This window comes from Methylocystis parvus OBBP (assembly GCF_027571405.1).
Taxonomy (GTDB): domain Bacteria; phylum Pseudomonadota; class Alphaproteobacteria; order Rhizobiales; family Beijerinckiaceae; genus Methylocystis; species Methylocystis parva.
Genome location: NZ_CP092968.1, coordinates 860,142 through 887,009, shown reverse-complemented (window position 1 = coordinate 887,009; position 26,868 = coordinate 860,142). Strand labels below are relative to the sequence as shown.

General features: G+C 64.8%; 22 protein-coding genes. 17 read left to right on the top strand and 5 right to left on the bottom strand.

The window, feature by feature from the left end:
- Nucleotides 1-38: 38 nt before the first annotated feature.
- The 7 genes from MMG94_RS04370 (at nt 39) to MMG94_RS04340 (ending at nt 10,671) form a co-directional block, all read left to right on the top strand.
- The gene (locus MMG94_RS04370; protein ID WP_016919007.1) at nt 39-1,697 is read left to right on the top strand and encodes an acyl-CoA synthetase; all 1,659 of its coding nucleotides are present in this window, start codon (nt 39-41) and stop codon (nt 1,695-1,697) included.
- Between the two features lie 274 nt (nt 1,698-1,971).
- Nucleotides 1,972-2,937, top strand: coding sequence for an outer membrane protein (locus MMG94_RS04365; RefSeq protein ID WP_016919006.1), 966 nt, complete (start codon nt 1,972-1,974; stop codon nt 2,935-2,937).
- A 311-nt stretch (nt 2,938-3,248) separates the two neighbouring features.
- Nucleotides 3,249-4,259, top strand: coding sequence for an AAA family ATPase (locus tag MMG94_RS04360; protein ID WP_016919005.1), 1,011 nt, complete (start codon nt 3,249-3,251; stop codon nt 4,257-4,259).
- A gap of 202 nt (nt 4,260-4,461) precedes the next feature.
- Nucleotides 4,462-5,382: a DUF58 domain-containing protein gene (locus MMG94_RS04355; RefSeq protein WP_016919004.1), complete on the top strand. Its 921-nt coding sequence runs from the start codon at nt 4,462-4,464 to the stop codon at nt 5,380-5,382.
- 53 nt (nt 5,383-5,435) lie between these two features.
- On the top strand, nt 5,436-8,228 hold the full coding sequence (locus tag MMG94_RS04350; protein WP_026016107.1) for a DUF4159 domain-containing protein: 2,793 nt from the start codon (nt 5,436-5,438) through the stop codon (nt 8,226-8,228).
- Between the two features lie 112 nt (nt 8,229-8,340).
- Nucleotides 8,341-10,419 carry a membrane protein gene (locus tag MMG94_RS04345; protein ID WP_016919002.1) on the top strand — a complete coding sequence of 693 codons (2,079 nt, stop codon included), beginning with the start codon at nt 8,341-8,343 and terminating at the stop codon, nt 10,417-10,419.
- 39 nt (nt 10,420-10,458) lie between these two features.
- Entirely contained in the window at nt 10,459-10,671 is a 213-nt protein-coding gene (locus MMG94_RS04340) for a DUF5397 family protein (protein ID WP_154420025.1), read from the top strand.
- Nucleotides 10,672-10,989: 318 nt separating this feature from the next.
- On the opposite strand, the gene MMG94_RS04335 is transcribed toward MMG94_RS04340, so the two are convergent.
- From MMG94_RS04335 to MMG94_RS04325, 3 genes are read right to left on the bottom strand one after another with little or no spacing between them, the layout of a single operon-like run.
- Nucleotides 10,990-12,225: a hypothetical protein gene (locus tag MMG94_RS04335; protein ID WP_016921791.1), complete on the bottom strand. Its 1,236-nt coding sequence runs from the start codon at nt 12,223-12,225 to the stop codon at nt 10,990-10,992.
- A gap of 31 nt (nt 12,226-12,256) precedes the next feature.
- Nucleotides 12,257-12,493, bottom strand: coding sequence for a helix-turn-helix domain-containing protein (locus tag MMG94_RS04330; RefSeq protein WP_016921792.1), 237 nt, complete (start codon nt 12,491-12,493; stop codon nt 12,257-12,259).
- Nucleotides 12,493-13,092 (bottom strand): DUF2975 domain-containing protein, encoded by a 600-nt coding sequence (locus MMG94_RS04325; protein ID WP_154420027.1) that lies wholly within the window; start codon nt 13,090-13,092, stop codon nt 12,493-12,495. The genes MMG94_RS04330 and MMG94_RS04325 overlap by 1 nt, the downstream gene beginning before the upstream one ends.
- A gap of 187 nt (nt 13,093-13,279) precedes the next feature.
- Between MMG94_RS04325 and MMG94_RS04320 the strand changes: the two genes are divergently transcribed.
- Nucleotides 13,280-14,365, top strand: coding sequence for an anhydro-N-acetylmuramic acid kinase (locus tag MMG94_RS04320; RefSeq protein WP_040579581.1), 1,086 nt, complete (start codon nt 13,280-13,282; stop codon nt 14,363-14,365).
- An 80-nt stretch (nt 14,366-14,445) separates the two neighbouring features.
- On the opposite strand, the gene MMG94_RS04315 is transcribed toward MMG94_RS04320, so the two are convergent.
- Nucleotides 14,446-16,776, bottom strand: coding sequence for a putative bifunctional diguanylate cyclase/phosphodiesterase (locus tag MMG94_RS04315; protein WP_016921795.1), 2,331 nt, complete (start codon nt 16,774-16,776; stop codon nt 14,446-14,448).
- Between the two features lie 294 nt (nt 16,777-17,070).
- Between MMG94_RS04315 and MMG94_RS04310 the strand changes: the two genes are divergently transcribed.
- Entirely contained in the window at nt 17,071-17,667 is a 597-nt protein-coding gene (locus tag MMG94_RS04310) for a redoxin family protein (RefSeq protein WP_016921796.1), read from the top strand.
- 37 nt (nt 17,668-17,704) lie between these two features.
- Here MMG94_RS04310 and MMG94_RS04305 read toward each other — a convergent pair whose 3' ends face one another.
- Nucleotides 17,705-18,379 (bottom strand): alpha/beta hydrolase, encoded by a 675-nt coding sequence (locus tag MMG94_RS04305; RefSeq protein ID WP_016921797.1) that lies wholly within the window; start codon nt 18,377-18,379, stop codon nt 17,705-17,707.
- 170 nt (nt 18,380-18,549) lie between these two features.
- On the opposite strand from MMG94_RS04305, the gene MMG94_RS04300 reads away from it, so the two are divergent.
- From MMG94_RS04300 to sufC, 8 genes are all read left to right on the top strand, one after another.
- A complete protein-coding gene (locus MMG94_RS04300) occupies nt 18,550-18,774 on the top strand; it encodes a hypothetical protein (RefSeq protein ID WP_016921798.1) in 225 nt (74 codons plus the stop codon).
- Entirely contained in the window at nt 18,767-19,069 is a 303-nt protein-coding gene (locus MMG94_RS04295; RefSeq protein ID WP_016921799.1) for a type II toxin-antitoxin system RelE/ParE family toxin, read from the top strand. The genes MMG94_RS04300 and MMG94_RS04295 overlap by 8 nt, the downstream gene beginning before the upstream one ends.
- A gap of 64 nt (nt 19,070-19,133) precedes the next feature.
- Nucleotides 19,134-20,270 carry a hypothetical protein gene (locus MMG94_RS04290; protein WP_154420031.1) on the top strand — a complete coding sequence of 379 codons (1,137 nt, stop codon included), beginning with the start codon at nt 19,134-19,136 and terminating at the stop codon, nt 20,268-20,270.
- Nucleotides 20,271-20,300: 30 nt separating this feature from the next.
- Entirely contained in the window at nt 20,301-20,843 is a 543-nt protein-coding gene (locus MMG94_RS04285) for an RNA polymerase sigma factor (protein WP_016921801.1), read from the top strand.
- A 219-nt stretch (nt 20,844-21,062) separates the two neighbouring features.
- Nucleotides 21,063-23,138, top strand: a complete 2,076-nt coding sequence (locus MMG94_RS04280) for a vWA domain-containing protein (protein WP_016921802.1) — start codon at nt 21,063-21,065, stop codon at nt 23,136-23,138.
- A gap of 81 nt (nt 23,139-23,219) precedes the next feature.
- The gene (locus MMG94_RS04275; RefSeq protein WP_016921803.1) at nt 23,220-24,380 is read left to right on the top strand and encodes a cysteine desulfurase family protein; all 1,161 of its coding nucleotides are present in this window, start codon (nt 23,220-23,222) and stop codon (nt 24,378-24,380) included.
- A gap of 118 nt (nt 24,381-24,498) precedes the next feature.
- Nucleotides 24,499-25,968 (top strand): Fe-S cluster assembly protein SufB, encoded by a 1,470-nt coding sequence (sufB, locus tag MMG94_RS04270; protein WP_026016517.1) that lies wholly within the window; start codon nt 24,499-24,501, stop codon nt 25,966-25,968.
- Between the two features lie 146 nt (nt 25,969-26,114).
- On the top strand, nt 26,115-26,867 hold the full coding sequence (gene sufC, locus MMG94_RS04265) for a Fe-S cluster assembly ATPase SufC (protein WP_026016518.1): 753 nt from the start codon (nt 26,115-26,117) through the stop codon (nt 26,865-26,867).
- Nucleotide 26,868 lies beyond the last annotated feature (1 nt).

Here is a 26,868-nt window from a genome sequence, read left to right as displayed (position 1 = left end):
GAGAGCGCCCTGCGTCGGGCAGCCCTCTGGAGCCTTTCATGACCGCATCCGCCTATGATCGCGATCTCGACCGCAACCCGGCCAATTTCCAGCCGCTGACGCCGCTGACCTTTCTGGCCCGCGCGGCGGCGGTGTTTCCCGACCGGGTCGCGATTATCCATGGCGGCCTTCGGCGCACCTATCGCGACTTCTACGCGCGCAGCAGGCGCCTCGCGAGCGCGCTGGAGAAGGCCGGCGTCGGGAAGGGCGAAACGGTCTCCGTGATGCTGGCCAATACGCCGGCCATGCTCGAATGTCACTACGGCGTGCCCATGGCCGGCGCCGTCCTCAATACGCTGAACACCCGGCTCGACGCGCCGATCCTCGCCTTCACCCTCGACCACGCCGAAGCAAAGGCGCTGATCGTCGACCGCGAATATTCGGGCCTGATCCGCGAGGCGCTCGCGCAGTGCAAGTCCAGGCCGCTTCTCATCGACTATGACGATCCCGAATATAACGGGCCGGGCGAGCGGCTGGGCTCGATCGATTATGAGGATTTCATCCTCGCCGGCGATCCGGAATACGACTGGAGCCCGCCCGGCGATGAGTGGGACGCCATTTCGCTCAATTATACGTCAGGCACCACGGGAGATCCGAAAGGCGTCGTCTACCATCATCGCGGCGCCTATCTGCTGGCGATGGGAAACATCCTGACCGGCGATATGGGCCGGCGACCAGTCTATCTCTGGACGCTGCCCATGTTCCACTGCAATGGCTGGTGCTTCCCCTGGTCCATCTCCGTTGCGGCGGGCGCCCATGTCTGCCTGCGCCAGGTGCGCGCGGGTCACATGTACGAGCTCATGGCCGAACATGGCGTGACGCATCTTTGCGGCGCCCCTATCGTGATGTCGACCCTGCTCAACGCCGGCGACGCCGAGAAGAAGCCCCTGAAAGAGACGGTCCGCTTCTTCACCGCCGCCGCTCCGCCGCCGCAGGCGGTTCTCGCCGCGATGAAGGAGGCCGGCTTCGAGGTGACGCATCTTTACGGCCTGACCGAGACCTATGGGCCGGCGGCGGTCAATGAATGGCAGGAGCGTTGGGACGGGCTGGACGACACGGCGCAGGCGCAGATGAAGGCGCGACAGGGCGTGCGCTACAATGTGCTGGAGGAGCTCGAGGTCATCGATCCCGAAACGATGCGGCCCGTGCCGCGCGACGGCCAGACCATGGGCGAAGTCATGTTCCGCGGCAATATCGTCATGAAGGGCTACCTCAAGAATCCGTCCGCCTCGGAGAAAGCCTTCCATGGCGGCTGGTTCCATTCCGGCGACCTCGGCGTGATGCATCCGGACGGCTATATTCAGCTCAAGGACAGATCGAAGGACATCATCATCTCGGGCGGCGAAAACATCTCCTCGATCGAGGTGGAGGACGTCCTGTTCAAGCACCCCAAAGTGAGCGCCGCGGCGGTCGTCGCCGCGCCCGACGACAAATGGGGCGAGACGCCCTGCGCCTTCGTGGAGCTGAAGGAAGGCGAGACGGCGACCGCCGACGAGATCGTCTCCTGGTCGCGCAAGCATCTGGCGCATTTCAAATGTCCACGCCACGTCGTCTTCGGTCCGCTGCCGAAGACCTCGACCGGCAAAATCCAGAAATACGTCCTTCGCAACAAAGCGCGCGAGTTGTGGCCGAGCGGCGCGTCGGCGGCGACGCTATAGCGAAAGGCGGAGGGGTTAGGCGTTCAGGCGCTGTGGATTCCCGCTCACGCGGAAAGCCGCCCGCTGTCATTCCCAACGCGCCAAAGGCGCGATCGGGAATCTCGCGCCGCACTGTCGATCCTTTACGTGCGTTCCTCTATTCGCACTTTTGTCTTTCTTTACCTTTGATTCACGCATTCGCGCGCAATCGGCGGCATTTGAATCAAATTAACGCGATAGTGATTTGCGCGGCGCGAAGATCGGCGCTGTGAAAGTGTAGCTGCGTGAGCGCGTTATGAAGAAATATCTGGTTGGCGTCGCAACTTGGGCGCTGTCGAGCGCCTCGGCGCTCGCGGCCGATATGCCTTATTACAACCCGCCGCCAGCACGCTACGTAGCGCCGCCGATCTATACATGGACAGGGTTCTATGTCGGCGTCAATCTGGGCGGAACCTTCGCCATTTCGCCCTTTATCAAACCCTCGCAGAACGCTGTCGACCTGCCGCAGACCGTCGCCTTGGTGCCGGCTCCGCTTCCGCCCGACGCCAATATCGCCGCCGTCGCTGCGACGACGGCCGCCGCGCGCCTCAAGGCGGACAATAGCGGCTTTATCGGCGGCGCCCAGATTGGCTATGACTGGCAGGCCGGCAATGGCGGCGTCATCGGCATCGAGGCCGACGCGGAAGGTTTCAGCAGAATTCGGGCGCGCGCATCCTCGGCGCTGCTCATGGACGTGCCCGACGGCGGCGGCTACCAGATCGGGGCCTTCACGGCCGGCTCGCGGTCGCTGAATTTCCTGGGCACGGTGCGCCTCCGCGCGGGCTGGCTCGCTTTGCCGACGCTATTGCTTTACGCCACCGGCGGCTTCGCCTATGGCCAGATCAGCGGCGATTACGGCGTGACGCAAGCCTATTTCCCGCAGCCGGGCTCTCCCTATCTCCTCGCCGCCTGGACGGGGCAGGGCTCCTATTCGAAAATCGCCACCGGTTGGACGCTCGGCTTCGGAACGGAGTGGATGATCTATCCCGGCGTCACGATAAGGGGCGAATATCTCTATTATTCGCTCGGCTCGGTTCAAACGTCGGGGACGATTCAGAAGGACCCGACGTCGCCTCCGATCGTGGGGCCGGCCTGGCAGAACCTGACGCGATCCTATACGAGCTATAACGGCAATATTTTCCGGGTCGGGCTGAACATTCGCTTCAGCGACTACACCCCGCTCGTCAAGCCCGTCGCCGGTCCGATCTACGCGCGCTACTGAGCCGCAATGTTTTAGCGACGCGCGCGCTCGTCGCCGGACTTTTTGCCGGCGGCGGCGTCTTGGCGGCGGCGTCTTGGCGTAAGAGCTGGGCCCTGTGCGATGGCGGGCTGTCCCGGAACATTCGCCGCCCTTCGGCTCGCGGGCGGCTGATCGATCTGAATTGTCTGGCCGTTCTCGGACTCGCCATAATTCGCTCGCGTTTGACGTCACAGTATCGATACTTGAAAATCCGTGCGGGACAGCCGGCCCCCGACCGATGCAATATCGGGCGCCGCTCCCTATTTCCTTCGAAAGACGTGACAGAAGCGCCCATGACCTCAAGCAATCTCGCGCCGTTTGATGCCGCCGTCGCCGAATCGGCCGAGCGCGCACTGGATCATATCGGGCGCGCCCGCGCCGCCATCGGCGCCGTCATCTTCGGTCAGGACGAAGTGGTCGAGCAGGCCCTCGTCACGATCCTCGCGGGCGGCCATGGCCTCCTTGTCGGCGTGCCCGGCCTCGCCAAGACGAAACTTGTCGAGACGCTGGGCAAGGTGCTGGGCCTCGCGGAACAGCGGGTCCAATTCACGCCCGATTTGTTGCCGGCGGACATTATCGGCTCGGAGGTTTTGGAGGAGGGGGCCGACCGCTCGCGCTCCTTCCGCTTCATCAAGGGGCCGATCTTCGCGCAGCTCCTGATGGCGGACGAAATCAATCGCGCTTCGCCGCGCACGCAGTCCGCGCTTCTGCAGGCAATGCAGGAGCATCATGTCAGCGTCGCCGGAAAGCGCTATGATCTGCCGCGCCCCTTCCATGTGCTCGCGACGCAAAACCCGCTGGAGCAGGAGGGAACCTATCCGCTTCCCGAGGCGCAGCTCGACCGCTTCCTGTTGCAGATCGACGTGCATTATCCCGACCGCGCGAGCGAACGCCGCGTGCTGCTCGAGACGACGGGCGAGAAAACCGCTGAAGCCGCGCAGGCGCTGGACGCGGAGGAGTTGATGGCGACGCAGCGGCTCGTCCGCCGTCTGCCGGTCGGCGACAAGGTCGTCGACGCCATACTCGATCTCGTTCGCGCGGCGCGCCCGCAAGAGTTTGGTTCTTCGGGCGATCCGGCGATCGCGAAACATGTCGCCTGGGGTCCGGGCCCTCGCGCCGCACAGGCGCTGATGCTCGCGACCCGCGCCCGCGCATTGGCGACGGGCCGCCTCGCGCCGTCGCTCGACGACGTCGCCGCGCTCGCCGCGCCGGTGCTGCGTCACCGCATGGCGCTGAATTTCGCCGCGCGCCGCGAAACGACGATCGCGGAGCTGATCGGCAAGCTCGTGTCGCGGATCGGGTGATGGGCTCTCGGTCAAACGCAGCGCCCCCCACCCGCCGCCGCTTCGCGGCGTCACCCTCCCCGCAAGGGGGAGGGATTTGGGCGCCCAACGCGGCGTTATCTTGCTGTCTTTTCCCTGAAGGCGGAAACGGCGCCGCTCCATCCCTCCCCCTTGCGGGGAGGGTGGCCCGCGGAGCGGGCCGGGTGGGGGGAACGACCACCCCATGATCCGCCCCGTCGAAACCCGCGCCTATGACCCCGCGATCCGCGCCGATGTCGACGCCGCCGTCGCGGCGGATCTCGCCGCAAGTCTTCCGCGCCTCGTCAACCGCGCGCATGAGATCGCCGCGAGCGTCGCTTACGGCGTTCACGGCCGCAAGCGCGCGGGGCAGGGCGAGACTTTCTGGCAATACCGTCCCTTCGCCAATGGCGAAGCGGCGCATCGCATCGACTGGCGCCGTTCGGCGCGCAGCGACCAGCTTTACGTTCGCGAGCGCGAATGGGAGGCGGCGCACGATTATTATCTCTGGATGGACTGTTCGCCATCCATGGCTTTCGTCTCGTCGCTCGCGCAGGACGACAAGCTTTCGCGCGGCGTGATGCTGGGGTTCGCCCTCGCGGACGTTCTGGTGCGCGGCGGGGAACGCGTCGCCGCTCTTGGCCTGACCGCGCCGATCTCCGCGCGCGACGTGATCGACCGCCTGTCGCGAGCGCTTTATGAGCGGGCGGCGGAGACGGCGAGAGACGACCTTCCGCCCGACGCCCGATTGCGCCCCCGCGCGCGCGTCGTTCTCATCTCCGATTTCCTTTGCGATCTCGATGGGCTGTCCGCTCGCTTGCGTCGCTATGCGGACGCGGGCGCCTCCGGCGCGCTGCTGATGGTGATCGACCCAAGCGAGGAGAGTTTCCCCTTTTCTGGCGAAACGATGTTTCTCGACACCGACGGCGGTCCGGCCTTTCACGCAGGCGACGCGCGAAGCCTTCGTGACGCCTATGCGCAGCGTTTCGACGCGCATCGCGAGGCGGTGCGCGAGACGGCGCGCGCTTCGGGCTTTCTCTTCCTGCAACATCACACGGATCGACCCGCCGCCGAAGCCGCTCTGGCGCTCGCCATGGGGCTGCACGGGGTGGAGGAGACCCTGTGAACGTCCTTGGCGGCGTGATCGTCACGCTCCTCCTCGAACGCGTTGTTCAGCCCATGTTTTCCGGACTATCCTTCGCCGCTCCCCTGGCGCTTGTCGGCCTCGCCGCGCTGCCGCTCATATACTGGCTGCTGCGGGTGACGCCGCCGCGTCCGCGCCAGATCGTCTTCCCGCCGACGAAAATCCTGCGCGAATTGACGCGGGACGAGGAGACGCCGTCAAAGACTCCTTGGTGGCTGCTCGCCATGCGTCTTGCGCTCGCGGCGGCGTTGATCCTCGCCATGGCGGGGCCGGTCTGGAGCCCGGCAGGGAGCGCGACCGCCTCCATGGCGCCGACGCTCGTCCTGCTCGACGACGGCTGGGCGGCGGCCCCGAGTTGGGAGAAACGCATCGCCGCCGGCGCCGCCATCCTCGAAAGCGCTGCGCGGGGCGGGGCTCCCGTCGCCTTCATGGCCGTCTCCGAGACGGCGGCGCCGACTCTTTCCGATGCGGGCCGCGCACTGGAGAAGCTTCGCTCGGCGCGGCCGAAGCCATTCATTCCCGATCGAGGCGCCGCGGTCGACGCCCTTTCCGCATTTGCGAAAGAAAACCCCAAGGCGCGCATCGTCTGGATCAGCGACGGTCTCGCCGACGGGCGGGCGGAGGTTTTCGCCGAGGCGCTGAAGGCCGCGGCGGAAAAGGGCGCGCGTCTCGAGATTCTGCTCGACGCCCATGCGCCGACGGCGCTCGCCGCACCGGCCAATGATTCCACGACGCTGGCCGTCGACATTTTACGCCCGAGCGCTTCGGCGCCCGCCGGCGCGGTCGTCGCCGCTTATGACGCCAGGGGCCAGATCATCGGAAAGGCGAGCGTCGATTTCGGCGCCGCGCTGCGCGTCAAGGCGAAACTCGACCTTCCGGTGGAGCTGCGCAACGACGTTGCGCTGATCCGCATCGAGGGCGAGAATTCCGCCGGCGCCGTTGCGCTGCTCGACGCGCGCTCCAAGGTTCGGCGCGTCGCGCTGATCGGCGGCGCGGGGCTCGACGACGCGCAGCCTTTGCTCTCGCCGGTCTATTATCTCGACAAGGCGCTGGCTCCTTTTTCCCAGGTGAGACGAGCGCGCCCCGGCGCGGTCGACCCGATCCAGACGCTGCTGGCCGAGCGCCCCAACATCGTGGCGCTCGCCGATGTCGGCCTTGCGCCCGGCGAAACCTATGACGCTCTCGCGAAAATCGTGGAGGATGGCGGAACGCTGATCCGTTTCGCCGGTCCGCGTCTCGCCAACGCCGCCGACGATCTGCTTCCGGTGCGCCTGCGCCGCAACGGCCGCGTGCTCGGCGGCGCCATGTCGTGGGAGGAGCCGAAATCGCTCGCCGAATTCGACGCGGCGAGTCCGTTCTACGGGCTGCCGGCGTCGAAAGACGTCAGCATTCAGCGTCAGGTGCTGGCGGAGCCCGATCCGGGCCTCGCGCAAAAGAGCTGGGCGCGGCTCTCCGACGGCACGCCGCTCGTGACCGCGGAGCGGCGCGGCAAGGGCCTCATCGTCCTCTTCCACGTCAACGCCGACACGAGCTGGTCGAACCTGCCGATCTCGGGCCTCTTCGTCGATATGCTGAAGCGCATCGCGGCGATGGCCGGCGAATCCGCGCCTTTGCCGGGCGAAGGCGAAGCCGCCGCCGCGAATGACCAGCATATGCTCGCGCCGATGAAAGCGTTGGACGGTTTCGGCGTCTTGTCCGCGCCGGGTCCCGCCGCAAGGGCGATCCCGGCCAATTTCGACGGGCCTGCGAGCGCCGAACATCCGCCCGGACTTTACGGCGCCGGCGATGCGTTCGTCGCCTTGCAGACGCTTCGGCCTGCGGATGAGCTCAAGAGCTTCGATTTCGCGGGGGCGGGTCTATCCGCAGCCGCTCTCGAAGCCGGCGCGCCGGTGGATTTCCGCGGGCCGCTGCTCGCGGCGGCGCTCATCGCCTTCATCGTGGACGCGGTCGCCGTGCTCGTCCTTTCCGGCAAGCTGCGCTTGAGACCGCTCGCCGCGGCGGCCGGCGCCTTCGCCATCCTTTCGGTCGGTTTTCATCCCGGCGACGTCAGGGCGGAGAGCGACGCGAAGCCCATCGTGACGCAGCGCGACAAGGAAGCGGCGCTCAATGCGCGGCTTGCCTATGTCGCTTCCGGCGACGCCAAGATCGACGAGGTGTCGCGCCTCGGGCTCGAAGCGCTCTCCAAGGCTCTCTCCCTGCGCACCTCCTTCGCGCCCGCCGATCCGATGGGCGTCGATCCGGCGAAGGACGAACTCGCTTTCTATCCCATGCTCTATTGGCCGATCGTCGCCAGCGCGCCGCAGCCGTCGGCGAAGACCGTCGCCAAGGTCGCCGCCTATATGAAACAGGGCGGCACCATCGTCTTCGACACGCGCGACGCGATCAATCAGCGCCCCGGCGACGGGCCGACGCCCGAAACGCAATGGCTGCGCGAATTGACCAAAGGGCTGGACATTCCCGAGCTGGAAGCGGTCCCGCGCGATCATGTGATTACGAAGACATTCTATCTGCTCGACAACTTCGTCGGCCGTTACGCGACGGGCGAGACCTGGGTCGAGGCGCTGCCGCCCGAGCCGAAGGAGGCGTCGGCGCGACCTGTGCGGGCGACCGACAGCGTCTCCGCGATCGTCATCACCTCGAACGATCTCGCCAGCGCCTGGGCGCAGGACAAACGCGGCCAGCCGCTCTTTCCGCTGACGCCTGGCGGCGCGCGGCAGCGGGAGCTTGCGTTGCGCGGGGGCGTCAATCTGGTGATGTATACGCTGACCGGGAATTACAAATCCGACCAGGTGCATGTGCGCGATTTGCTGGAAAGGCTGGGACAGTGAGCGCACGACGCGCCGTCATTGCGAGCGAAGCGAAGCAATCCAGGGGCCGCCGCCGCTCTGGATTGCTTCGTCGCTTCGCTCCTCGCAATGACGCTAAGGGGCTGAAAGGCCTATGACCGATCTCAACCTCACCTTCGCGCCTCTGCTTCCCTGGCCGATCCTTGCCGCGCTCGCCATCGCCGGCGCGATCGCGATCATTCTCGGCGCCGTCGCGGGCCAGCGCGGCGCTGCGCTGCGCGCATTGGCGCTCGCCCTCATCCTCGCCGCGCTGACCGACCCGTCGCTCGTCACCGAGAAGCGCGATCCGCAGAAAACCATCGTCGCCGTGGTCGTCGATAAAAGCGAAAGCCAGAATTTCGGCGCGCGCGCGGCGCAGACGGAGGAAGCGCGCAAGGCGCTCGACGCGGCGCTCGCCAAATTCGGCGATGTCGAGACGCGTTTCGTCACCGTGACGAATGACGCGAGCGGCAATGACGGCACCAAGCTCTTCGGCGCGCTCGAACAGGCTCTCAAGGACGTCCCGCCCGAGCGCGTCGGCGGCGCCTTGCTCGTCACGGACGGCGTCGTTCACGACATTCCCGCCAAGGCGGAGGCGCTCGGCTTCCGCGCGCCCGTGCATGCGCTGATCACCGGCAGGGAAGGCGAACGCGACCGGCGCATTGAACTCGTCGAAGCGCCGCGCTTCGGCATTGTCGGCAAGGAGCAGACGATCCGCGCGCGCGTCGTCGACACTGGCGGCGACGGCGCGCGCACGCCCATCGCCGTGCGTCGCGACGGCGAGCAATTGCCGACCTACAGCCCCGTCCCGGGCGACATCGTCAACATACCGGTGAAGATCACGCATGGCGGCGCGAACATCGTTGAGCTGGAAGTCCCGCCAGCGCCGGGCGAACTCACGCTCGTTGACAACAAGGCGGTCGTCTCCATCGAAGGCGTGCGCGACAGGCTGAAAGTGCTGCTCGTTTCCGGTGAACCGCATCCCGGCGAGCGGAGCTGGCGCAATCTGCTGCGGGCCGACGCCAATGTGGAGCTGGTGCATTTCACGATTCTGCGTCCGCCGGAAAAGCTCGACGTGACGCCCGCGAGCGAGCTTTCGCTGATCGCCTTCCCGACGGCCGATCTCTTCGGGCGCAAGATCAACGAATTCGATCTCATCATCTTCGACCGCTATTCGAACCAGACGCTTCTGCCCTCGGTCTATTTCGACAATATCTCGCGATATGTCGAAAATGGCGGCGCGTTTCTGGCGGCGGTCGGGCCGGATTACGCGACGCTGCGCGGCCTCTATTACTCGCCGCTCGAAAACATTCTGCCCGCGCGTCCCGACGGCGCCTTGTTCGAACAGGCGTTCCGGGCGCATATCAGCAAGGACGGCGAGAAACATCCTGTCACGCGCGGCCTGCCGGGCGCCAAGAGCGATCCGCCGCAATGGGGCGAATGGTTCCGGCAGGTCGACGCCAATGTGCTGAAGGGCAATTCGATCCTCTCCGGCGCCAAAGACAAGCCGCTGCTCGTGCTCTCGCATGAAGGCAAAGGGCGCGTCGCGCTGCTGCTGACGGATCAGATCTGGCTCTGGGCGCGCGGCTTCGACGGCGGCGGGCCGAACGCCGACCTCACGCGTCGCCTCGCCCATTGGCTGATGAAGGAGCCCGACCTCGAAGAGGAGGCGCTGCGCGCGGACGCCCGCGGCCGCGAGGTGACGGTCGAACGCCAGACCTTGAAGGATGAAACGACGCCGGTGACGGCGACCTCGCCCTCCGGAGTCCATCAGGAGATCGCGCTCAGGAACGGCGAGCCCGGCCTGTGGCGCGCGCGCTTCGACGCGACGGAAATGGGCCTGTGGCGCTTCGAAAGCGACGGCCTGACGGCGCTCGTCAATGTCGGACCGGCGAATCCGCGTGAGTTTCGCGAGGTGGCGTCGACGACCGAAAAGCTCGCGCCGCTCGCCGAAGCGACGGGCGGCGCAGCGCGGCGGTTGAGCAAGACGAGCGACGCCGTGACCATGCCGCGCATTGTGGAGATGCGGGACGCCAGCCGTTATGGCGGATCGGACTGGATCGGCGTGAGGCAGACCGGCGCCTCCACGCTGGTCGGCGTCGAAGTCGCGCCGCTGGGCCTCGGCCTTTCGGCGATGCTGGCGCTGCTGGGCGTGGTCGTCGCGGCTTGGGGGTGGGAGGGGCGGCGGGGGTAAGCGTTTTCCCGGTTCGCGCAGGCGTGCTAGGATACCCGCATGAGCCAGACCGCCGCTTCTTTTATTCCAGACCCGAGAGAACTGGTCGGAACCTTTCGCAGATTTGGTCCCTTCGGCCCTTCTTATGAAATCATTGCGCTAGGCTCCGAAGAGCCATTAGGCGACCGTTGGATGAAAGTCAGGATTCTGGAAACGGGCGAAGTCGTGGATTACCGATTCAGCAATATCTTAGACGATCCAAAGGAGCGTTGATGTTCGCGATAGCGTTCGATCTGGTCGTCGCTGAGACGCAGGTCAACCATCCGAAGGGCGTTGCGCAAGCTTACTCCGGGGCAATCGGATGAACGCTGGGCCTGAGCGAATCCCTCCCCTTTACGGGGAGGGTGGCCCTGCTCCGCAGGGCCGGGTGGGGTTAAACCTACCATATTTATTGTGGCGCGAGCCCCACCCGGCGGTCTTCGACCGCCGACCTCCCCGTAAAGGGGAGGTATTGGCGGCTAATATCCGAGATTGTTGTTCTCGGAGCAGTGGTCCGACTTCACCCAGCTCATCAAGGCTCCTAATTTCTGATCAGCGGAAATTCATCACCTCCGCATCGACCTCCAACCGCGCGCCGCCGCGATCCAGCGTCAGTCTTTTCCACTCGCCCGGCGCGCCATGGAGCGCCGAGAGCACAGCGTCCTTGCTCGCGCCGCGCGCGAGCATATCGTCGACAGCAAGAAGCTCGTCGCCACTCTCGACGCCACTCTGACTCCGCCCGTCGGCTGTTTTCGCCACGCCGCCGATAATGAACCGCTCTTCCCGGCGCACGAGCGTCAATGGCGGCTGGTCCAGCTCCGTCCCATCAGATGCGCGCTCGCGGCGCCAATAGCTCATGCGGTTCGGATAGTCGATCGTCAGCTCGAAATCGCTTAGCGCATTGCCGCCCAGCCAGCCGACGACGGGGGCCGGCGCGGCCTTGCGCCAATTGTCCCAGAAGAGATCGCCGAAAACGCCCTCGGCGATCGGGCCTAAAACCGGCGCCGTTCCAAGGAAGCCAAGCTGGCTCAATTCCGTCTCGCCCAATCGCAGGCTGGGTATGCGCAACAGGTCGCCTTCCTTCTCGAAAGCGAAGTCGATCATATTCGCATTCGCCGCGCCGACGGCGCCATGGGCGCGCAGCCAATCGGGATGGCGCGCGAGGAGGGCGCGCGTAACGTCGCCGCGCATCCAGCTGTAACCGCCGCCGGCGTCGATCACGAGCGGCAGCGTCGCGCCGTCGATTTGCGCTTCCACTGCGACAACGCCACTTTCCGGGTTGAGCAGAATTGGAACGGCGTCTCCTTCGGGACGTTTTCCGCCCGGCGGAAGTAGCGCGAAGCGGCGCCTGCCATAGTCGATCTGCGCGATATAGTCCTGCATCATATGCGCGGGCAGCATCGCCTCGACGCGACGCGGCGCGAAGAGATGCGCGAAGGTCGGCACGCCAATTCCGCCGTCGCCGTCGACGACGTCTTCGGCGCGCGCCTCAAGCTGGCGCCCGTCGACCGAGACCCGTAGCGGCGCGCCGCGATCGAGGCCGAGTTCGCGATATAGCGCCTTTGTCAGCGCCGGCGCCGACATGCCCATATTGAACCAGGCGAGCGCTCTGCGCTCCCGCCCCTCGGGCGTCATGAAGACGGCGTCGAGAAGTATCCGGCCAGAGTCGAAGATGAAGGGGATTCCCTCGAGCGGCGCCATATTTCGCTTGGACGCCGCCGCGACGGCGGGACTGACGGCAGGAATAAAGACGAGCGCCGCCAGCAGCGCCAAAAGAATTTTGCGCATTGCAATTCCTCCGAGCCCAAAAGTCTGGGTCTTATCCGGCCTTGCGTTCGGCCTCCGCCTGTTCGTCCGGCACATATTCCATGAGATCGCCCGGCTGACAGTCGAGCGCATGGCAAATGGCGGCGAGAGTCGAGAAGCGCACGCCGTTCACCTTCCCGGATTTCAGGAGCGACAGATTGGCTTCCGTCACGCCGACAATCTGCGCGAGAGTTTTGGAGCGCATGCGGCGCTTGGCGAGCATGACGTCGAGGCGCATGACGATCGGCATCAGACGAAACCGTCCCTGTCGCGTTCGATCTCGTGACCGAACTCCATGACGTCCGCGACGACATAAGCGAGCGCGCCGAAGACAAGGGCGAGAACCTCGTCGGCATGGAGCCATACGGGATCGCTCGTAATTCCGGCGAGATGGATCGTTCGGTTCGCGGCGAGGGGCGCGAAGGCGTAGGCGCAAAGGCCGCCCGCCATGAATTTGATAAGCCGCGCATTGGCGGACGTGAAGACGACGCCTTCCGCATAGAGCTGGAACAGGCGCCGCGCGAAATGCAGGACGATCAGCACCGGCGTCGTGAGAAATGCAATGGCGAGCGCGCCGGCGCAGCGCTGCGTCGCGGTGAAGGCCGCAAGCGAGACGCGTCCCAGCGCGGCGTCCGGTCCATAGCTGAACCACAGGCCCCCGGGCCCGAAGGAAACGAACTCGCCCTGGTAAAAGAGCGCTGTCCCGATCAAAAGCGCAGTCGCGCAAAGCGCGGCGGAAAATGTCCAGGCGAGGGAGGCGGCGAGAAAGGCGCTGCGGCGCCGGATGGCTCGGCGGCGCGGCGGCTCCAGGGGGGCCGCTTGCAGCGGCATCTGCCGGATATTGGTCATTGCATTCTCCATGTATTATCGTAATCCAAAGATAATTTCTGTAAAACAATAATATCATTGGATGGCGCGAGCGCGACTTTTCGTCGGAGGCCACGCCCGCGACGATTCATGTCGCCGTTCAAATCACGTAGACTTTGGACTCTTGATTGGAGATTCGCCTTTGCCCAGCTATCGCGCCATTGGCCTCATGTCCGGCACGTCCATGGACGGCGTGGACGTCGCGCTCATCGAGACGGATGGCGACGCGGCCGTCGCCTTCGGGCCGACGGGGCACTATCCCTATAACGACGCCGACCGCGCGCTGCTGCGCAATGCGCTCGCCGAGGCCGCGACGATGGAGGATCGCGACGCGCGGCCGGGCGTGCTCGCTTTCGCCGAGCGCATGGTGACGGATCGGCACGCCGAGGCGGTCGAGACCTTTTTGCGCGACAATTCCATCGAGGCGGGCTCGGTGAACATTGTCGGCTTCCACGGCCAGACCGTGCTGCATCGGCCCAAGCAGAAGCTGACCATCCAGATCGGCGACGGTCAGGCGCTCGCCAACCGGCTGGGGATCGAGGTCGCTTACGACTTCCGGGCCGCCGACATTTTTGCGGGCGGGGAGGGCGCGCCGATCGTGCCGGTGTTTCATCGCGCGCTGGTCATGGCCGGCGGGATGAAAGGCGAGGTTGCGCTGCTCAATATTGGCGGGGTCGCGAATGTGACTTATGTCGCAGACGGCGAGCAGCCGATCGCTTGCGACACAGGCCCGGGCAACGCGCTCATAGACGACCTCATGCTTCAGCGCACCGGCGCGCCGATCGACCGCCATGGCCATACCGCCGCGCGCGGCAGGGTGAACGAGGCGGCGCTGCTGCGGATGCTGGCGCATCCCTTTTTCGATCAACCGCCGCCGAAATCGCTCGATCGCAACGCCTTTGCGCTCGACCCCGTCGCCAAACTCGCCACGGAGGACGCCGCCGCGACGCTCACCGCCTTCACCGCGGCCTCCGTGCTGCGGCTCTTTCCGCATCTGCCCAACCAGCCGCAATTGCTGATCGTCTGCGGCGGCGGCGCGCGCAATCCAATTTTGGTGCGCGAATTGGTGATGCGCCTGCCCTGCAAGGTCACGACCGCCGACGCCGTCGGCTGGTCGGCGGATTCGATGGAGGCGCAAGCCTTCGCCTATCTCGCCGCGCGCGTGCTGGAAGGCCTGCCGATCACCTTTCCGACGACCACGGGCGCGCCGGAGCCGCTGCCCGGCGGGGTGCTGGCGCGGGTTGCGGTGGTCTAGGAGCCGAACATTCCGTATCGGCAAGACCCGGAAGCGTCGAATGCGCCCGGGTCACGAGGGAAGCGCGGTTCCATCGCGGATCAGGCGACGGCGTTCACATTCATTTCAACCGAGCCGGGCGCAAGCAGCAGCGGAACGTCCTCGGCGGGCACGGGCTTGCTGAATAGATAGCCCTGGAGTTGATGGCAGCCTTGCGCCAGCAGCGCGCGCGACTGATCCTCGGTCTCGACGCCCTCGGCGATCGTCGCGACGCCCATGGTCGTCGCAATGTCGACGATCGCGCGCACGATCGACATATCGCGTTCGTCTTCCGGCAAATTGCGCACGAAGCTCTGGTCGATCTTGATCTTGTGGAACGAGATGCGGCGCAGATAGCTGAGGCTCGAATAGCCCGTGCCGAAATCGTCGAGCGAGAGACGCACGCCGATCTCGCCCAGGCGATGCAGCATTTTCTGCGTCGCGGGCGTGGATTCGAGCAGAGCCGACTCCGTGAGCTCCAGTTCGAGGCGATGCGCGGGGAGTTCGTGGCGACGCAAGGCGTCCGACACGATCTGCGGCAAATCCGAATGGCGAAACTGAATGGGCGAGATGTTCACGGCGACGGGCACCGGGGTCGGCCAGGTGACGGCGAGACGGCAGGCTTCGTCGATGACCCATCCGCCGAGCGAGGAAATGGCTCCGATTTCCTCTGCAATGGGGATGAATTCGGCGGGCGAGACGAAGCCGCGCGTCGGATGCTTCCAGCGCACCAGAGCTTCGAAACCCTGTATCTTCTTGGAAGCGGCGTTGACCAGCGGCTGGAAATAGAGGACGAATTCGCCGCGCTCGACGGCGACCTGAAGTTCGGCGCCGATCGCGCGACGCGCAATGATCTCTTCATCCATATCCGCCTGATAGAAGCGGAAGACGTTCTTGCCGTTGCGTTTCGCCTGATACAGCGCGAGATCCGCCCGGCGCATGATCTCCTGCACGCCGTCCTGCGGCGCGATGGCGATGCCGATGCTCACGCCGATATTGACCACCGCGTCGTTGATCGGGAACGGAACGCTTATCTCCGAGACGATCGACGCGCAGGCCGCCGAGAGCTTTTCACGGTCATAGGCGTCGAGGCCCGAGAGCAGGACCGCATATTCGTCGCCTGCAAGGCGCGCGACCACCGCCTTGGGACCGACGGCCTTGATCAGCCTGTAAGATACGGCCTGGAGCAGTTTGTCGCCGGCGCCGTGGCCCAGCGTATCGTTGACGCTCTTGAACTCGTCGAGATCGAGGCAGAGCACGGCGTAGGGCGTGCCCTTCGCGTAAAGCTCCGCGCTGGCCTTGTTGAGGCGCTGCTGGAAGCAGACGCGGTTGGGCAGATTGGTCAAAGCGTCGTGCATCACCAGGAAAGAGAGGCGATCCTCCGCCTGCTTCTTGATCGTGATGTCCGCACCCACCCCGCGATAGCCGGAAAAACGTGAATTGCCGACGACGATCGGCTTGCCGCTGACGAGCCACCAACGCCGCTCGCCCTCGACGAGGACGGGCAGGAGAATGTCGCGAAAGGCGCGCCGCGCCACGACCGCCTCGCGCAGCCGCGTAAAGGCTTCGACGCCTTCCTCTCCGTCCGGCGCGAAGAGTTCGGCGATAGGCTTCTCTTTCAGCGCCGACTTGTCGCGCGCGGCGACCTGCGAAAGTCGATCGGAGACGTGACGCAAGCGCAACTCGTCATCGGTCTCCCAGAGCCAGTCATTGGCGCTTTCCTCGAAGTCGTTGAGCAGCAGATTTGTGAGCGCCTGCTCGCGTTCGAGATTGTACTGCGCGATGACGCGACGTTCGACCAGCGCGCTCATGAAAATGGTCAGGAACGAGAGGAAAAGGGCGAAGAGCAGTTCGAGAAGCGCGACGTAGAAGCTGAAAAGCTCGCCTGTCGCGGCGAGCGTGAGGAGCGACTGCGTGACGAGCGGCACGAGATAGGCGATCGCCAGCGACGGCAGGAAAGAGATTGTGATGCAGTTGGCGATGGCCCCGGCGACCGTCGTCGCGATCAGGAGCCGCACCTGCGGGTCGCCGTCGAGATAGATCATCGGCGAGATGGTGCCGATGATCGATCCGTAGAGAAAGGCGACGGTTCGGATCACGAACATTTCGCGCTGCGCGACGGCGTCCGGCCGCGGCCGGTCGAACCATCTCTTGCAGTAAGTGAGCGTGACGGCGGTAAGGATCAGCGCGCTGAAATTGAGGAGCAGGATGTAATCTTCCCTGTCCGACCGCCAGAACAGCACGCCAAGGAAAAGCAGGCCGAAAGTAATCAACCCCATCGAGAGCGGCGCGAGACGCAGCGCCATGTCGAGCTTCTCGACCCTGACCAATTGAATGATGTCGTCGGCGGCGGCGTCGGAATCAACCGGTTCGGCAATCTTGACTGAGCGCATCTGTGGACTTTCAACACCCGACCTTTCCAGGGCGAGAGTGTCCAACAGCCGTGAATAAATTGCTTCGTAACTCAACCAGCCCAATATGCAGGCGTGTGTCAAAATCACTCATGCACGCATAGATTGTATATCAGCCGGCGACATCGTGAGCCTCTATCTTGTTGATTCAAAATAATCAAATTTAAGCCATGCGGAGCGGCGGTTGTGAAATTCCGGAAACACGATTCATTCACCTGTTTCAAAGTATTTCTGCCGGTAGCGCGGATGCTCCTCAAACGGTAACGGGCGACAATCATGCGGCCGGACGCTTTGCAAAAAGAGACCGAGTGGTTCGCCACCAGACGCAGCGTCGTTCTGGGCGCGGTCGGCCTCGCGGGATTGGGGGCGGGCGCCGCCGTGTTCGAGCATGTCTGGAAAAGAAAAGACATGACCGCGCGGCTCTTCAACCCGTTTTCGGTCGCGAAGTTCGATCTGCCCCCGTTACCGGGCCTGCTCGACGCCAAAGGCGCGCCCATGCCGGGCTTCTCGAGCGCCGATCTCGCGGGGAAGCGTTCGCTTCTCGTCGTCTGGGCGTCGTGGTGTCCGACATGCCGGGCCGAGCATGAACTGATCGTCGCGCTCGCAAAACGCAATCTCGCGCCGATCTACGGGGCCGACGTGAAGGATCCGCCGACGAAAGCCAGGCTCTTTCTGGCCAAACACGGCAATCCTTTCGTCGCCGTGGGCATGGACGAGAACACTTATCTGCAGCGCGCGCTCGGGGCCAAGGGCGTGCCGGCGACCTTCGTCATCGGGCCGGGCCCCACGGTCGAATGGTCGACCTATGAGGGGCTGGACGAAGAGACGATCGAGAGAGAGATCGTCCCGCGATTGAGCGCGAAGGTGGGGTAGTAAATCCCATCTCCCCGCAAGCGCGGCGAGGGGACGCTTAATCCCCCCGCGCCGGAATGGCGATGCGCGGCGGGTTGCCGAGGCGCCTGTCGAGATAGGCGTCGACATGGGCGATCAGCGGCTCCACCTTGTTCTCGAAGAAATGGTTGGCGCCTTCGACCACCGCGTGCTCGATCATGATGCCTTTCTGCGTCTTGAGCTTTTCGATCAGCCCGGTGACTTCCTTCAGCGGCGCCACGCGGTCCTGATCGCCATGGATGAAGAGGCCCGAGGACGGGCAGGGCGCGAGGAACGAGAAATCGAAACGGTTGGCGGGCGGCGCCACGGAAACAAAGCCCTCGATCTCCGGCCGGCGCATGAGAAGCTGCATGCCGATCCAGGAGCCGAAAGAGACGCCCGCGATCCAGCAGGCGCGCGCCTCGGGATTCACCGCCTGCGCCCAGTCGAGCGCGGCCGCCGCGTCGGAAAGCTCGCCCGAGCCATGGTCAAAATTGCCCTGGCTGCGCCCCACGCCGCGGAAATTGAAGCGCAACACCGAGAAGCCGCGTTCCGCGAAGGCGTAATAGAGATGATAGACGATCTGATTATTCATCGTCCCGCCGAATTGCGGATGCGGATGCAGGACGATGGCGATCGGCGCGCCGCGCGTGGCGGACTGATGAAACCGGCCTTCGAGCCTGCCGGCCGGGCCGGTGAAGATGACTTCGGGCATAGGATTTCCCTGTGGAAACGGGGGAGAGCGCCTTCTAGCACGCTTGACCGAGTGAATTGCAAGGGAATTCGGAAGGGAGAAGGGGGCGGATAAGCGAGCGCGGCGCTGGAACTGGAGTTTCGCTTCCGCTCGTCATTGGCTTTAAGACCGGTCTGCGATAGATTTTGCCCATGGCCGCCGTTCCAACGTCCGATCAACTGTCGCTCATACGAAGCGTGACGCCTTCGGCGACGCCGAGCGAGGCGGAAATCGAGGCTTGGCGCGAGCTGTCGCGCGACGAGCAGCTTCGTCGGATGCGCAGCGCCTTAAGCTCGGCCGAGGCCGCAACGCCCTGTGATGCGTCGATGAAGGAGATTTGGGCGGAAATCGAGGCCGCCGCGTCGCCGCGTGAGTAAGTATCGCCTCTCCTTCCAGGCGAGACGCCAAATTAGCGACATTGGCGCATTTACTGCCCGGAGATTCGGTCTCTATCAGGCGAGAGCCTATCACGAAGGTCTCGAACGTACTTTCGGCTTGCTCGCCGATTTCCCTAAAATGGGGACCTCCGCCGATGAATTATTGAGAGGCGCGCGGCGGTTTCGCTTCCAGTCCCATGATGTTTTCTACACCGAGGAGGAGGACGGCGTCCTTATTCGCGCCGTATTCCACACAGCCCAAAATGTGCGGCCAAGTCTTTTCGACAACCGCTGATCTTCGATGCGCCCTAACGCCGCGAAATATTCATCCCTACATCTTCCCTATGACGGTCGCTCCCATGCGCGCCCGCGCGCTGTTCTTCCTCTCCCTCGCGGCGCTGCTTTTCTGGCTCGCCGCGAGAAGCCTTACGCCCGCCTTTGACGGCCTCCGGCTCGCGGCGACGAAGGACGATCCGGTCGCGCTCGCCGACGCGCGGCTCGATCAGACCCTCACGGCCACGCGCTTTTCGCAGGCGCTCGACGCCGCGCTCGCGGCGGACGACGCAGATCTCGCCAGGAGCTTCATCGAACTTGGCCGCCTGCGCCGCCTGGCGCCGACCGCCGAGCAGGAGCGGCGACTTGCCGCCCTTGACGCCGAGGCTGAGGAAAAGACGGTCGAGGATTTCACGCAAGGCTTTCTGCATGGCGCGCGCGACAATGGCCCCGCTTTCACCGGCGCGCTCATCGGCGATCTCACTGGTTATGGCGATCTTCGGGATCTCTGGAGCGAAGGCGAGAAAGTCCGGCGCGGCGAGGAGCCCGATCAGCTCGTCGTCGGCCTCGCGGCGGCGGGACTCGCTTTATCGGCCGTTACATGGTCGAGCGTCGGCGCGCTGCTGCCGGCGCGTTCGGGAATGACCATCGTCAAAAGCGCGCAGAAGGCCGGACGACTGTCGCGTCCGCTCGCCAGGGCGCTCGGAGCGACCGCCGCCAAGGCCGTGGATCGCGAGGCGCTGACGGCGGGTTTCTCGGCGGTCGCGAAAGCCGATTTCGCCGCCGCCCGTGCGGCCGCCGTCAAAGTGGTGAGGCCGGGCGCGCTCGCGACCTTCCGGGCGGTGGGAGAGGACGCGGCTGCGATCTATCGCCGCGCCGGCGCGAGCGGAGTCAAGGATGCGCTGGCCGTGGCGGAAGACGGAGCGGAACTGGGAAAGGCCGCGCGGCTCGCCAAGGCCCGGGGCGGGGCGACCCGGGCGATATTGGCGACGCTCGGGCGCGGGGCGCTGGTTTTCGGCGGGCTCGCGGCGGCGGCGGTCGAGGCGGTATTTGTGTTTCTGGGCTCGTTGCTGGGACTCGCGACGATGGCGCAAAGGCTGGGTTTCTGGCTGGGGCGCCGCCGCTTCGTTCCCTCTCCCCGAGCAACGGTGAAAAGATCGGGGTTGAGCCCCGCGAAAAAATTTGCGTCGCGCCCCAAGGAATTCCCAACTCCTCCCGTCTAATCATTCGGGGCGAGACATTTCGGGGGCGAATTGACGGCGAGCGATCCGACCGACGGCGAATTGGCGCGGCGCGCGGCGGCGGGCGACCGCGCGGCTTTCGCGGCATTGGCGGAGCGCCATTACGACCGCGTGCATGCGCTCGCCTGGCGCTGGTCGGGCGCGCGGACCGAGGCCGAGGACATCGCACAGGAGACGATGGTGAAGATGGCCGGCGCGATCAGAAACTTTCGCGGCGATTGCGCCTTTTCGAGCTGGGCCTATCGCATCGCCTATACGACGGCCGTCGATCACATCCGCGCACGGAGAAAAGTCGTCGCCTTCGCGCCCGAGCAGATGATTGAACTCGCCGACTGCGCCGATTGCGAATCTCCCGAGGACGCCGCCGCCAATGACGATCTCTGGCGCGCCGTGCGCGCGCTTCCCGAGCAGCAGCGCGACGCGGTGCTCCTCGTCTATGGCGAGGATCTGTCGCATGGCGAGGCGGCGGCGCTGATGGGCTGCGCGGAGAAGACCGTGTCCTGGCGTCTGCACGAAGCCAGGAAGCGGCTCAAGATTTCGCTGGAGGCGGTGTGATGATGGCGAGGCTCACTCATTCCTCCGCCTATCGTCATTGCGAGCATTTTTTTCGAAGTCGGGTATACCCGACTTCGCGGAAACGCGAAGCAATCCAGCAGCTCCGGCGTGGCGCTGGATTGCTTCGTCGCTGCGCTCCTCGCAATGACGGACGCTGCGCGCTTAACGCCTCCCCCTCGAGGGGAGGGTACGGTCCGCCTGCGCCCCAAAGGAGCCGGCATGACTGAACCCGACCTCACGCGCCTCAAAGATGTCCCGCCGCCGCGCGACGCGGCGAAGCGAGCCGCGCTCGCCGCCGCCATGGCCGCTTTCGACGACGCGAAAAAAAGCGGGAGCGAGACCCAAGGAAATGACGCGCCCGTCCGTCCGAGAGACGCATTGTCTCGAACGGAGGGGAAAAAGCCCATGCGTCTGCTTCACACAAACCGCGCGCTCGCCGCGTCCGTCGCCGCGCTGATGATCGGCGCGCCGACCGCTTTCTTGGTCTATAAGCACAATCTGGCGCAGCCCGCCGGAACTTTCGGGAAGGTCTCGGGCAATGTGACGGGTGGCGGACTCGACGTCGTCGATGCGCTGCCGCCGACGCCAGCGCGGCCGTCCGTCGCGGAGGCGGTCGACGAGAATCGCGGAAAGGTCGCAGCCTTGCCGCAGTCGCATTTCATGCTTCCGGCTCCCGCCAAGCCCGCGACGATCGCTCGGCAGGAAGCGAAGAAAGCCGAACGCGTCGCCAATTTCGCCATGTCGGCTTCCGCGCCGCCGCTCGCCAAACCCAAAGACGCGCGCGCCGTCGCCAATGGCGTGATGATGCAGGCGCCGGCGGAGCACGGCATGGCCGAAATGCTCCCGCCGCCCGTCGATCAGGAATTCCGCGACAAGTTCGACTCGAAGGACATCAACCCGGTCAAACAGGTTGCGCAGGAACCGGTCTCGACCTTTTCGATCGATGTCGACACGGCGTCCTACGCCTTCGCGCGGCGCGCGATCAGTTCGGGGCGGCTGCCGCCGAAGGATTCCGTGCGCGTCGAGGAGTTCATCAATTACTTCCCCTACAATTATCCGCAGCCGGAAAGCGCGGACATTCCCTTCAAGCCGACGATCACCGTCGCGCCGTCGCCCTGGAACGCGCATAACAGGCTCGTGCATGTCGCCGTGCAGGGCTATGCGCTGCAAAGCGCGCAGCGCCCGCGCGCCAATCTCGTGTTCCTCGTCGACGTCTCCGGCTCGATGGCGTCGGAGGACAAGCTTCCGCTCGTGAAAAACGCGCTACGCATGCTGGTCGACGAGTTGAAGCCGGAGGATACGGTGGCGCTCGTTACATACGCCTCGGGTTCGGGCGTCGCTTTGGAGCCGACCAAGATTTCCGATAAGGGCAAGATCATCGCGGCGATCGACGCGCTGGGCGCCGGCGGCTCGACGGCGGGCGCGCAGGGGATTCAGGACGCCTATCGTCTGGCGGAAGAGAATTTCGACAAGGGCGCCGTCAACCGCGTGATCCTTTCGACGGACGGCGATTTCAATGTCGGCGTCACCGATCAAAGCGAGCTGAAGGGGGTGATCGAGCGCAAGCGCGACAAGGGGATTTTCCTCTCCATCCTCGGCGTCGGGCAGGGCAATTACAATGACGCGCTGATGCAGGCGCTCGCCCAGAACGGCAATGGCGCGGCGGCTTATGTCGACAATCTCAACGAGGCCCGCAAGGTTCTGGTGGAGGAGGCTTCATCGACTCTCTTCCCCATCGCCAGGGATGTGAAGATCCAGGTCGAATGGAATCCCGCGCGCGTCTCGGAATATCGCCTGATCGGCTATGAAACCCGCGCGCTGAAGCGCGAGGATTTCAACAATGACAAGGTGGACGCGGGCGATGTCGGCTCCGGCCATCGCGTGACGGCGATCTACGAAATTACGCCCGTGGGCGAGAAAAAGCTTGTCGACGATCTGCGCTACGGCAAACGCGCGGCCGAAACGCGCATCGCGCCGGAGTCGGGTCCGGCCGATGGCGAACTCGGTTTCGTCAAGCTGCGCTACAAGCTGCCGAAGGAAGACGAGTCGAAGCTGATCTCGTCGCCGATCGGCGATGCGCAGGCTGTCGAGAAGCTGTCGGCGACGACGGACGATGTGCGCTTCTCGATCGCGGTCGCGGCCTTCGGGCAATTGCTGAAGGGCGCGCCCTATATCGGCAAATACAGCTATGACGACGTGATCGCGCTGGCCAAGGGCGCGAAGGGCGAGGACCCCTTCGGCTACCGCGCGGAGCTCGTGAACCTCGCGCGGCTGGCGAGGACCGCGCGGCCGTGAAACCGGCGGACGCCCTTGTTCGGTCCTGAATCATGGGGTTTCTTCCTTCTCCCGCGCGCGGGAGAAGGCTACATGTGCTCCATGTCGAAGTCCCGCATCTATCTCGACCACAACGCCACTTCGCCGCTGCGCCCCGAGGCGCGGGCGGCGATGCTGGCAGCCATGGAGGCGCCGGGGAACGCTTCCTCCGTCCACGCCGAGGGCCGCGCCGCCAAGGCTTTGCTGGAGCAGGCGCGGGCCGTGATCGGGCGGGGGCTCGGGACGGCGGCGCGCAACGTCACCTTCACCAGCGGCGCGACCGAGTCCGCCAATCTGGCGCTGACGCCCATGTTGCAGCGCGGAAAAAATCCAGCCCCGTTCGAGGTCCTGCTCCTCGGCGCGGGCGAGCATCCGGCTGTCCTGCTCGGCCATCGCTTCCCGGCGGATGCAGTTGAGCGCATCGCGCTCACGGCGGAAGGAACGTTGTCGCTAGCCGCGCTCGACGAAGCGTTGGCGCGGCATGCCGGCAAGCGGATCATGGCCGCGCTTCAGGCCGTAAATAACGAGACGGGCGTGATTCAGCCTGTCCGCGAGGTTGCCGAACGGGTCCATACGGCGGGCGGACTCCTCATCTGCGACGCCACCCAGGCCATTGGCAGAATCGAGACATGCTTCCCGTCCACCGGCGCGGATTTTTTGTTCTGTTCCTCACATAAGCTCGGGGGGCCAGCCGGAGTCGGGGCGCTTGCGGCGGCGCAGGATGACCTCCACATAACGGAAACGCTGGCCAAGGGCGGCGGGCAGGAGTTCGGACGCCGCGCGGGGACAGAGAATATCGCGGGAATTGCAGGCTTTGCGGCGGCTTTCGACGCCTCGCTGGCCGGGCTGACGGCGGAGGAGCTTCGGCTGCGCCTCATGCGCAACTCTCTTGAAAACAAGATTGCCGAAATCGCCCCCGACGCGCGTTTCTTTGGGCGCGGGGCGCTTCGCGTCGCGACGACCTCCGCCTTTGCGCTGCCGGGCATTCCTGCGCATACGGCTTTGATGGCGCTGGATCTTTCCGGCGTCGCCGCGTCCAGCGGCTCGGCCTGTTCGTCGGGAAAGGTGCGGGAGTCGCATGTGCTGGCCGCCATGGGGGCCGCCGAAAAGGAAGCTTTGCGCGTGAGCCTGGGTTGGACGACTCGCGAAGAGGATGTAGAACAGTTTGGAATGGTTCTTGCGGAGGTCGTGAACCGGATCAGGTCGCGGCGTTCCGTCGCTTAGCTTGGCCGCGCTTTCTGAACGCCGAACCGGCTTCCATTTCGGCGGAAAGCGCTCAAGCGGGCGGGGAACCAGATCGGCCGGCGGGCCTTGAACCCGTCGTGACGAGGAGATGAAAGACATGGCGGCTCTCAAGGAGACCGTTGAACGCGTCGAGTCCATCGACGTTGACGCTTACAAATACGGCTTCACGACCGATATCGAATCGGAGAAGGCCCCCAAGGGCCTGAGCGAAGACATTGTTCGCTTCATCTCCGCCAAGAAGAACGAACCCGATTGGCTGACCGAATGGCGCCTCGAGGCTTACCGCCGCTGGCTGACCATGGACGAGCCGAACTGGGCGCGCGTCCACTATCCGCCGATCGACTATCAGGACCTCTATTACTACGCGGCGCCGAAGTCGACGCCGGGTCCGAAGTCGCTCGACGAAGTCGATCCCGAGCTGCTGCGAACCTACGAGAAGCTCGGCATTCCGCTCAAGGAGCAGGAAATCCTCGCCGGCGTCGAAATGCGCAAGGTCGCTGTGGACGCGGTGTTCGACAGCGTCTCGGTCGCGACGACCTTCAAGGAGGAGCTGGCCAAAGCGGGCGTGATCTTCTGCCCGATCTCGGAGGCTGTGAAGACGCATCCGGAGCTGGTGAAGAAATATCTCGGCTCGGTCGTGCCGGTGACGGACAATTTCTACGCGACTTTGAACAGCGCGGTCTTCTCCGACGGCTCCTTCGTCTACATCCCGAAGGGCGTGCGCTGCCCGATGGAGCTCTCCACTTACTTCCGCATCAATGAGCAGAAGACGGGACAGTTCGAGCGCACGCTGATCATCGCCGACGAGGGCTCCTATGTGAGCTATCTCGAAGGCTGCACGGCGCCAAAGCGCGACGAGAACCAGCTTCACGCCGCCGTGGTCGAACTCGTGGCGCTCGACGACGCCGAGATCAAATATTCGACGGTGCAGAACTGGTATCCCGGCGACAGCGAGGGCAAGGGCGGCATCTACAACTTCGTGACGAAGCGCGGCGACTGCCGCGGCCGCAATTCGCATATCTCATGGACGCAGGTGGAGACGGGTTCGGCCATCACCTGGAAATATCCGTCCTGCATCCTGCGCGGCGACGGCTCGCAGGGCGAGTTCTATTCGATCGCCGTGTCGAACGGCTATCAGCAGGTCGACAGCGGCACGAAGATGATCCATCTCGGCCGCAACACCAAGAGCCGCATCGTCTCCAAGGGCATCTCGGCGGGCAATTCGCAGAACACCTATCGGGGACAGGTTTCCGCGCATCGTAAAGCCGAAGGCGCGCGCAACTTCACGCAATGCGACAGCCTGCTGATCGGCCATGACTGCGGCGCGCATACGGTTCCCTATATCGAGTCGAAAAACCCGAGCGCGCAGTTCGAGCACGAAGCGACGACGTCGAAGATCTCCGAGGACCAGCTCTTCTATGCGCAGCAGCGCGGGCTCTCCGCCGAAGAGGCGACGGCGCTGATCGTCAACGGCTTCGTGCGCGACGTGCTGCAGCAACTGCCGATGGAGTTCGCGGTCGAGGCGCAAAAGCTGATCTCGATCTCGCTCGAAGGGAGCGTGGGGTAGCGACGCTCTGCGTCATGGCCGGGCTCGTCCCGGCCATCCACGCCTGTCAGCAATGTGGCTCTTGGCCGCGACTAAGGAATACAAAACGCGTGTGGATGACCGGCACAAGGCCGGCCATGACGCCCCAGAGACCGGAAGAGTTTACGATGCTCGAAATCAAGAACCTCCACGTTTCGGTCGGCGACCGGAAGATCCTCAAAGGCCTGACGCTCACCGTGAAGGACGGCGAGGTCGCCGCGATCATGGGGCCCAACGGCACGGGCAAATCAACGCTTTCCTACGTGATCTCCGGCCGCGAGGGCTATGAGATCACGGAAGGCGAGGTGCTGCTCGACGGCGAGAACATACTTGAGCTGGAGCCGCATGAGCGCGCCGCCAAGGGAATATTCCTGGCCTTCCAATATCCGGTGGAGATCCCCGGCGTCGCCACCATGACCTTCCTCAAGGCCGCGATGAACGCCCAGCGCCGCTCGCGCGGCGAAGAGGAGCTGGCGACGCCCGAATTTATGAAGGCCGTAAAGGAGGCCTCGGCCAAGCTCGGCGTCTCGCAGGAGATGCTGCGCCGGCCGCTCAATTCCGGCTTCTCGGGCGGCGAGAAGAAGCGCATGGACATTCTCCAGATGGCGCTGCTCCAGCCGAAATTCGGCATTCTCGACGAGACCGACTCGGGATTGGACATCGACGCGCTGCGCGTCGTCTCCGAAGGCGTCAATTCTCTGCGCAATCCCAAGCGCTCTTTCCTCGTCATCACGCACTATCAACGTCTGCTCGACTACATCAAGCCGGACACGGTGCATGTGATGGCGAAGGGCGTCATCCAGCGTTCGGGCGGGCCGGCGCTCGCTCTCGAGCTCGAAGAACACGGCTATCGGGAATATCTGGCTGAAGAGGCGGCGTAAG

What these genes read in the sequence shown, in the direction of transcription:
- MMG94_RS04310 (WP_016921796.1), top strand. Translation starts at nt 17,071, where the DNA reads ATGCGGCCGGACGCTTTGCAAAAAGAGACCGAGTGGTTCGCCACCAGA.
- MMG94_RS04330 (WP_016921792.1), bottom strand. Translation starts at nt 12,493, where the DNA reads ATGCCGATCGTCATGCGCCTCGACGTCATGCTCGCCAAGCGCCGCATG.
- MMG94_RS04345 (WP_016919002.1), top strand. Translation starts at nt 8,341, where the DNA reads ATGACCGATCTCAACCTCACCTTCGCGCCTCTGCTTCCCTGGCCGATC.
- MMG94_RS04360 (WP_016919005.1), top strand. Translation starts at nt 3,249, where the DNA reads ATGACCTCAAGCAATCTCGCGCCGTTTGATGCCGCCGTCGCCGAATCG.
- MMG94_RS04315 (WP_016921795.1), bottom strand. Translation starts at nt 16,776, where the DNA reads ATGCGCTCAGTCAAGATTGCCGAACCGGTTGATTCCGACGCCGCCGCC.
- MMG94_RS04275 (WP_016921803.1), top strand. Translation starts at nt 23,220, where the DNA reads ATGTCGAAGTCCCGCATCTATCTCGACCACAACGCCACTTCGCCGCTG.
- sufC (WP_026016518.1), top strand. Translation starts at nt 26,115, where the DNA reads ATGCTCGAAATCAAGAACCTCCACGTTTCGGTCGGCGACCGGAAGATC.
- MMG94_RS04365 (WP_016919006.1), top strand. Translation starts at nt 1,972, where the DNA reads ATGAAGAAATATCTGGTTGGCGTCGCAACTTGGGCGCTGTCGAGCGCC.
- MMG94_RS04325 (WP_154420027.1), bottom strand. Translation starts at nt 13,092, where the DNA reads ATGACCAATATCCGGCAGATGCCGCTGCAAGCGGCCCCCCTGGAGCCG.
- MMG94_RS04305 (WP_016921797.1), bottom strand. Translation starts at nt 18,379, where the DNA reads ATGCCCGAAGTCATCTTCACCGGCCCGGCCGGCAGGCTCGAAGGCCGG.
- MMG94_RS04335 (WP_016921791.1), bottom strand. Translation starts at nt 12,225, where the DNA reads ATGCGCAAAATTCTTTTGGCGCTGCTGGCGGCGCTCGTCTTTATTCCT.
- MMG94_RS04350 (WP_026016107.1), top strand. Translation starts at nt 5,436, where the DNA reads ATGTTTTCCGGACTATCCTTCGCCGCTCCCCTGGCGCTTGTCGGCCTC.
- MMG94_RS04280 (WP_016921802.1), top strand. Translation starts at nt 21,063, where the DNA reads ATGACTGAACCCGACCTCACGCGCCTCAAAGATGTCCCGCCGCCGCGC.
- MMG94_RS04320 (WP_040579581.1), top strand. Translation starts at nt 13,280, where the DNA reads ATGTCCGGCACGTCCATGGACGGCGTGGACGTCGCGCTCATCGAGACG.
- MMG94_RS04370 (WP_016919007.1), top strand. Translation starts at nt 39, where the DNA reads ATGACCGCATCCGCCTATGATCGCGATCTCGACCGCAACCCGGCCAAT.
- MMG94_RS04290 (WP_154420031.1), top strand. Translation starts at nt 19,134, where the DNA reads ATGCGCGCCCGCGCGCTGTTCTTCCTCTCCCTCGCGGCGCTGCTTTTC.
- MMG94_RS04355 (WP_016919004.1), top strand. Translation starts at nt 4,462, where the DNA reads ATGATCCGCCCCGTCGAAACCCGCGCCTATGACCCCGCGATCCGCGCC.
- sufB (WP_026016517.1), top strand. Translation starts at nt 24,499, where the DNA reads ATGGCGGCTCTCAAGGAGACCGTTGAACGCGTCGAGTCCATCGACGTT.
- MMG94_RS04340 (WP_154420025.1), top strand. Translation starts at nt 10,459, where the DNA reads ATGAGCCAGACCGCCGCTTCTTTTATTCCAGACCCGAGAGAACTGGTC.
- MMG94_RS04300 (WP_016921798.1), top strand. Translation starts at nt 18,550, where the DNA reads ATGGCCGCCGTTCCAACGTCCGATCAACTGTCGCTCATACGAAGCGTG.